Raw genomic sequence first — 6,659 nt, 5'->3', positions numbered from 1 at the left:
CCGCCGATGAACGCCAGCAGCGCCAGGGCCGGATGGGCCTGGGCTAGCGGCAGGCTGATCACGAACGAGTCGGGTAAAACGTGGCTCGGCAGCATCATCTGCCCGGCGAGGGCGATCGGCACCACGAACAGCGCGGCCAGCGCCAGATACGCCGGGAACACCCACTTGGCCAGGCGCAGATCCTGCGGGTCGATGTTTTCCACCACGGTGACGTGAAACTGTCGCGGCAGGCAGATGATCGCCATCATCGCCACCCCGGTCTGTACCACCATCGACGGCCAGTTGATGGTTTCTTTCCAGTATTGCTCAAGCCGTGGTGCGAGCATTGCCTGGTTGAACAGGTCGTCGAAACCGTCGTACAGGCCAAAAGTGACGAAGGCGCCAACGGCGAGAAAGGCGAACAGCTTGACCAGCGATTCAAACGCAATCGCCAGCACCATGCCGCGGTGGTGCTCGGTGGCGTCGAGGTTGCGCGTGCCGAAGACGATGGTGAACAGCGCCAGCACCAGCGACACGATCAGCGCGGTGTCCTGGGCGCGGGTGCCCATGGCGTCGGCCCCCGCGCCGATCAGCAGGTTCACGCCGAGGACGATGCCTTTGAGTTGCAGGGCGATGTAGGGCAGGACGCCAACCAGACAGATCAGCGCGACCACCACCGCCAGCGATTGCGATTTGCCGTAGCGCGCGGCGATGAAGTCGGCAATCGAGGTGATGTTCTCCTGCTTGCTGATCATCACCATTTTCTGCAAGACCCACGGCGCGCCCAGCAGCAACAGGATCGGCCCGAGGTAGATCGGCAGGAATGACCAGAGCTGCTCGGCCGCCTGACCGACCGCGCCGAAGAACGTCCAGCTGGTGCAGTAAACCGCCAGCGACAGGCTGTACACCCACGCGCGCATCCGCGGCGGCAACGGCGCGCTGCGACGGTCGCCGTAGAAGGCGATGGCGAACATGATGGCCATATAGGCCAGGGCGACGGCGGCGATCAGCCCGGTGGACAACGACATGCAACACTCCCGACAAAAGACTCCCCGGCAGTCCTGCCCGGACGGACAGTCTCGCATGAGTGTGGCGGTTAGTCAGTGTCGACCAAGGTCGTGGCGTGGCGGGGTGTCGCAGGTTTGAAACCGGGTGGTTTTTGGGGTGACTGTTCAGGCCCCATCGCTGGCAAGCCAGCTCCCACAAGTATCTCCAGTGGGCACAGATTTTGTGAACATCACAGACCCTGTGGGAGCTGGCTTGCCAGCGATAGCGTCAGTCCTGTTTCAGCGCGATATCAATCAACCGATGCAGCTCATCCACCTCCAGCGCCGCCGCCGAAAACAGAATCCGGAACACCACCGGCGCCACCACCAGATTGATCAGCCGATCAACACTCGGCGCCGGCTCGTCAGGGTGGCGTTCGATGATGGTTTGCAACTGCGCGCCAAGAATTGTCACGCAGTACCCCGGCGTGGCGCTGGCCTGCACATCGCGCATCATGTTGCGCCCAGGCTCCGAACTCATCTCGTCCAGATACTGCTCGGCCCAGGCGCGGATATCACCGCGCAGGTCACCAGTCACCGCCGGTTCGCTGTCGGGGCGCATGCGGGCGAGGGCGACGTCCGCGAGCAACGCCGCCAGATCACCCCAGCGCCGATAGATGGTCGACGGCGTGACCCCGGCCCGCGCCGCGATTTGCGGGACGGTCACCGTGCTGCGCTCCTGTTCTTGCAAAAGTGCGCGGACTGCCGAATGAATCGACTCTTGCACCCGGGCACTGCGTCCGCCCGGGCGTAAACCTTCTTTAATAGCCATGCGCCAGACCTTAACACAAAGAATTTGCTTTAAGCCAAAACCGAGAGCACACTCCGCAAAAGCAAAAAATTAGCTTTTGCGGAGTGTGCCCATGACCAGCCTTGTTTCCAACCGTGGCAGCCTGATTTTTCTGGCGATCACCTTACTGAGTTTTCTCGCCGCGTCCACGGCGCCGACACCGCTGTATCACCTGTATCAGGATCAACTGCATTTCTCGGCAGCGGTGTTGACCCTGATTTTCGGCGTCTACGCCCTGAGTCTGCTGGTGGCGCTGCTGACGGTGGGTTCTTTGTCCGATCATTTGGGGCGCAAACCGGTGATCTTCAGCGCGGTGCTGCTCAATGCGCTGGCGATGCTGCTGTTCATCCATGCCGACAGCGTGGCCTGGCTGATCAGCGCCCGGGTGCTGCAAGGTTTTGCCACTGGCATGGCCACGGCGGTGTTGAGTGCGACATTGCTAGACACCGACCGCCAGCAAGGGCCGCTGATCAACAGCGTCGCACCGTTGCTCGGTATGGCGCTGGGCAGCATGGGCTGTGGCTTGCTGGCCGAATTCGCCCCGGCACCGCTGCAACTGACCTACTGGCTGTTGCTGGCGCTGTTTGTGTTGCAGGCGGTGTATGTCTGCCGTCTGCCGGAAAGCGTCACGCCGCAAGCCGGGGCCTGGGCTTCGCTGCGGCCGACGCTGCATGTTCCGGTTCGGGCGCGTTCGACCTTGTGGCGCGTGCTGCCGCTGAACACGGCTACCTGGGCGCTCGGCGGCTTTTTTGCCTCGTTGGCGCCGTCACTGGTGCGCACTGCCACCGGTTCGACTTCCAATTTGATTGGAGGCGCCACCGTTTCGGCGTTGACCGTGACCGGGGCGCTGATGATTTTCACCTTGCGCAACAAGCTTGCAACCCGTGCCTTGCAACTGGGGGCGAGTCTGCTGCCGATGGGTGTGCTTTTGATTCTGCTCGGCGTGCACAGCGCCAGCCTGGCGCTGTTTTTCCTCGGCACGCTGGTCGCCGGTTGCGGCTTTGGTTCAGGGTTTCTTGGGGCGGTGCGCAGCCTGGTGCCGCTGGCCTTGGCGCATGAGCGGGCCGGGCTGATGTCGGCCTATTACGCGCTCAGTTATCTGGCGTTCTGCCTGCCGGCGTTACTGGCCGGGCATTTGACCCTCACCTACGGCTTGCTGACGACCACCGATGGTTACGGTGTGGCGCTGATCGTTCTGGCTGTCTCCGCGTTGCTGCTCAGCCTGCGGCCACAAGCGGCCAAGGTGTGCAGCGCTCCATAAGCGCGGCGGATTCAGTTACCTTTGACCGGCCCTTCTTTTCACGGATCGACACATGAAGATTATCCGCAGCAAGTCCTTCACCGCCGAGCGTGCCTGGGGTGCGCTCGACATCGCCAACATGAACGGCATCACCACGCGTCTGCACTGGACCGATCAGCCGTACAAATGGCACATCAACGACGGCGAGGAAGTGTTCGTGGTGCTCGACGGTCAAGTGCAGATGCACTATCGCGAACAGGGTGAAGAAAAGCAGGTGTTGCTTGAGGTTGGTGACATCTTTTACGCCTCGGTCGGCACCGAGCACGTGGCGCATCCGAAGGGCGCGGCGCGGATTCTGGTGATCGAAAGCGAAGGCAGTGTCTAGACGCTTATCTGCAAAGTAGATAACAGATAGAGAAATTACCCGTTATATAGATATTCGATTCGGTTCTACCATGGACTCAACCTCACCTGAGGACAGGAGTTCATGATGACTTGCCCCAACATTGCCAAACCCGGCATCAAGCCGTTCCGCCAACTTCAGCATCCGCGTGAAGTGATCCGTCAGTTCACCCCGAACTGGTTCGCCGCAACCATGGGCACCGGCGTGCTCGCCCTGGCGCTGGCTCAGTTGCCGGTGGCGATTCCCGGCTTGCACGCGGTGGCCGAGGGTTTGTGGTTGTTCAACATTCTGTTGTTCACCCTGTTTACCTTCGCCTATGCCGCGCGCTGGGTTCTCTTCTTCGATGAAGCGCGGCGGATCTTCGGTCATTCCACCGTATCGATGTTCTTCGGCACCATTCCCATGGGGTTGGCGACCATCATCAACGGCTTTCTGCTGTTCGGCCTGCCACGCTGGGGCGATGGGGTGATTCATCTTGCCGAAATGCTGTGGTGGCTCGACGTGGCCATGTCGCTGGCCTGCGGCGTTTTGATTCCCTACATGATGTTTACCCGCCAGGAACACAGCATCGATCAGATGACCGCGGTCTGGCTGTTGCCAGTGGTGGCCGCAGAAGTGGCGGCGGCCAGCGGCGGTCTGCTCGCGCCGCATCTGGCCGATGCCCACGCGCAACTGGTGGTGCTGACCACCAGCTACGTACTCTGGGCATTTTCCCTGCCCGTGGCGTTCAGCATTCTGACCATTCTGTTGCTGCGTATGGCGCTGCACAAACTGCCCCACGAAAACATGGCCGCCTCAAGCTGGCTGGCCCTCGGCCCGATCGGCACCGGCGCATTGGGCATGTTGCTGCTGGGCGCTGATGCACCGGCAATCTTCGCGGCCAACGGCCTGCCGGGCATCGGGGAAATTGCTGCAGGCCTTGGACTGGTCGCCGGCATCACCCTGTGGGGTTTCGGTTTGTGGTGGATGTTGATGGCGCTGCTGATCACCGCGCGTTATCTGCGTGATGGCATTCCGTTCAACCTTGGCTGGTGGGGCTTTACCTTCCCGTTGGGTGTGTATTCGCTGGCGACCCTCAAGCTCGCCAGTACGCTGAACCTCGGTTTTTTCAGTGTGGTGGGCTGTGTGCTGGTGACGTTGCTGGCGGTGATGTGGCTGATCGTCGGTAAACGCACCGTGCAAGGCGCGTGGCGCGGTGAGCTGTTTGTCTCACCTTGTATTGCAGGGTTGAAGAAATAACCTGAAAAGTTTAGGTAATGTGTGGCCTGGATCGCGGATCGGGATTCCAATAAGCAGATCCAGGCCATTCTCTACCGACCTCAGGGAAACACGGAAGATGAGTCACCCCTCACAGTTCAACCTGCTTCGCACCCGGCGCTTCCTGCCGTTTTTCATCACGCAGTCGCTGGGCGCGTTCAACGACAACGTGTTCAAGCAGTCGCTGATCCTCGCCATTCTGTATCGGCTGACCATCGAGGGTGACCGTTCGATCTGGGTCAACCTGTGTGCGCTGCTGTTCATCCTGCCGTTCTTCCTGTTCTCGGCGCTGGCCGGGCAGTTCGGGGAAAAATTCGCCAAGGACGCGCTGATCCGTCTGATCAAACTCGCAGAAATCGCGATCATGGCCGTCGGATCGATCGGTTTCCTGTTCGATCACCTGTCGCTGATGCTGGTGGCGCTGTTCGCCATGGGCACCCATTCGGCGCTGTTCGGGCCGGTGAAGTATTCGATCCTGCCGCAAGCGCTGCGCGAGGATGAACTGGTCGGCGGCAACGGGCTGGTGGAGATGGGCACGTTCCTGGCGATCCTTGCCGGGACCATCGGCGCCGGGATCATCATGTCCTCGACCCATTACGCGCCGCTGGTGTCGACCGCGATTGTCGGCATTGCCGTACTGGGTTATCTCGCCAGCCGCAGCATTCCCCGCGCGGCGGCGGCCTCGCCGGAAATGCGCCTGAACTGGAACATCTTCAGCCAGTCCTGGGCCACGCTGAAACTCGGTCTGGGCCAGACGCCGGCGGTGTCGCGCTCGATTGTCGGCAACTCGTGGTTCTGGTTTGTCGGGGCGATTTACCTGACGCAGATCCCGGCCTACGCCAAGGAATGGATGCACGGCGACGAAACCGTGGTCACCCTGATTCTCACCGTGTTCTCGGTGGGTATTGCGCTGGGGTCGATGCTTTGCGAGAAACTCTCCGGGCGCAAGGTCGAGATCGGCCTGGTGCCATTCGGTTCGTTCGGTCTGACCGTGTTTGGCCTGCTGCTGTGGTGGCACTCTGGCGGTATCCCGGAAAGTGTCACCGGCCACAGCTGGATTGAAGTGCTGGGCTTTGCGCATACCTGGGCGGTGCTGGTCGACATCCTCGGCCTTGGCATTTTTGGCGGTTTCTATATTGTGCCGCTGTACGCCTTGATCCAGTCGCGCACCGCCGAGAACGAGCGGGCGCGGGTGATTGCCGCCAACAACATTCTCAACGCCCTGTTCATGGTGGTCTCGGCGATCGTTTCGATTGTGTTGCTGAGTGTGGTCAAGCTGTCGATTCCGCAGCTGTTCCTGGTGGTGTCGCTGCTGAACATCGGCGTCAACGCCTACATCTTCAAGATCGTCCCCGAGTTCAGCATGCGTTTCATGATCTGGCTGCTCAGCCATTCCATGTACCGTGTCGAGCACCGTAATCTCGAAGCGATCCCGGACGAGGGCGCGGCGTTGCTGGTGTGCAACCACGTATCGTTCGTCGATGCGCTGCTGATTGGCGGCGCGGTTCGTCGGCCGATTCGCTTTGTCATGTACTACAAGATCTACAACCTGCCGGTGCTGAACTTCATCTTCCGCACGGCGGGGACGATTCCGATTGCCGGACGTAACGAAGACATCCAGATCTACGAAAAGGCCTTCACCCGGATTGCCCAGTATCTGAAGGACGGTGAGCTGGTGTGCATTTTCCCCGAGGGCAAGTTGACCACCGATGGCGAGATCAACGAGTTCAAGGGCGGCCTGACACGGATTCTCGAAGAAACCCCGGTGCCGGTGATTCCGCTGGCGTTGCAGGGGTTGTGGGGGAGTTTCTTCAGCCGCGATCCGGACAAGGGGTTGTTCAAGCGGTTGTGGTCGCGGGTGACGTTGGTGGCGGGTTCGGCAGTGGCGGTGGAAGCGGCGGAGCCGGCGAAGTTGCAGGGGTTGGTGGGGGCGTTGCGCGGGGC

5 protein-coding genes and 1 pseudogene are annotated in these 6,659 nt (G+C 61.0%); 4 read left to right on the top strand and 2 right to left on the bottom strand.

The genetic code is table 11. From position 1 onward, the window contains the following. Positions 1–1,007, bottom strand: a pseudogene (locus tag DBR18_RS28860) (hybrid sensor histidine kinase/response regulator); the annotation flags it as partial. A 247-nt stretch (positions 1,008–1,254) separates the two neighbouring features. Then, positions 1,255–1,797 (bottom strand): TetR/AcrR family transcriptional regulator, encoded by a 543-nt coding sequence (locus tag DBR18_RS06440; protein WP_108589711.1) that lies wholly within the window; start codon positions 1,795–1,797, stop codon positions 1,255–1,257. 91 nt (positions 1,798–1,888) lie between these two features. On the opposite strand from DBR18_RS06440, the gene DBR18_RS06435 reads away from it, so the two are divergent. The 4 genes from DBR18_RS06435 to DBR18_RS06420 all read left to right on the top strand — a co-directional run. After that, positions 1,889–3,076, top strand: a complete 1,188-nt coding sequence (locus tag DBR18_RS06435; protein WP_108589710.1) for an MFS transporter — start codon at positions 1,889–1,891, stop codon at positions 3,074–3,076. Between the two features lie 52 nt (positions 3,077–3,128). Then, positions 3,129–3,440: a cupin domain-containing protein gene (locus tag DBR18_RS06430; RefSeq protein ID WP_108589709.1), complete on the top strand. Its 312-nt coding sequence runs from the start codon at positions 3,129–3,131 to the stop codon at positions 3,438–3,440. Positions 3,441–3,545: 105 nt separating this feature from the next. After that, positions 3,546–4,697, top strand: coding sequence for a TDT family transporter (locus DBR18_RS06425; RefSeq protein ID WP_108589708.1), 1,152 nt, complete (start codon positions 3,546–3,548; stop codon positions 4,695–4,697). A 97-nt stretch (positions 4,698–4,794) separates the two neighbouring features. Beyond that, on the top strand, positions 4,795–6,659 hold a 1,865-nt coding region (locus DBR18_RS06420; RefSeq protein ID WP_108589707.1), incomplete at its 3' end, for an MFS transporter.

This window comes from Pseudomonas sp. HMWF021, assembly GCF_003061005.1.
Taxonomy (GTDB): Bacteria; Pseudomonadota; Gammaproteobacteria; order Pseudomonadales; family Pseudomonadaceae; genus Aquipseudomonas.
This window is presented reverse-complemented; position numbering and strand designations above follow the sequence as displayed.

What these genes read in the sequence shown, in the direction of transcription:
- DBR18_RS06435 (WP_108589710.1), top strand. Translation starts at nt 1,889, where the DNA reads ATGACCAGCCTTGTTTCCAACCGTGGCAGCCTGATTTTTCTGGCGATC.
- DBR18_RS06430 (WP_108589709.1), top strand. Translation starts at nt 3,129, where the DNA reads ATGAAGATTATCCGCAGCAAGTCCTTCACCGCCGAGCGTGCCTGGGGT.
- DBR18_RS06440 (WP_108589711.1), bottom strand. Translation starts at nt 1,797, where the DNA reads ATGGCTATTAAAGAAGGTTTACGCCCGGGCGGACGCAGTGCCCGGGTG.
- DBR18_RS06425 (WP_108589708.1), top strand. Translation starts at nt 3,546, where the DNA reads ATGACTTGCCCCAACATTGCCAAACCCGGCATCAAGCCGTTCCGCCAA.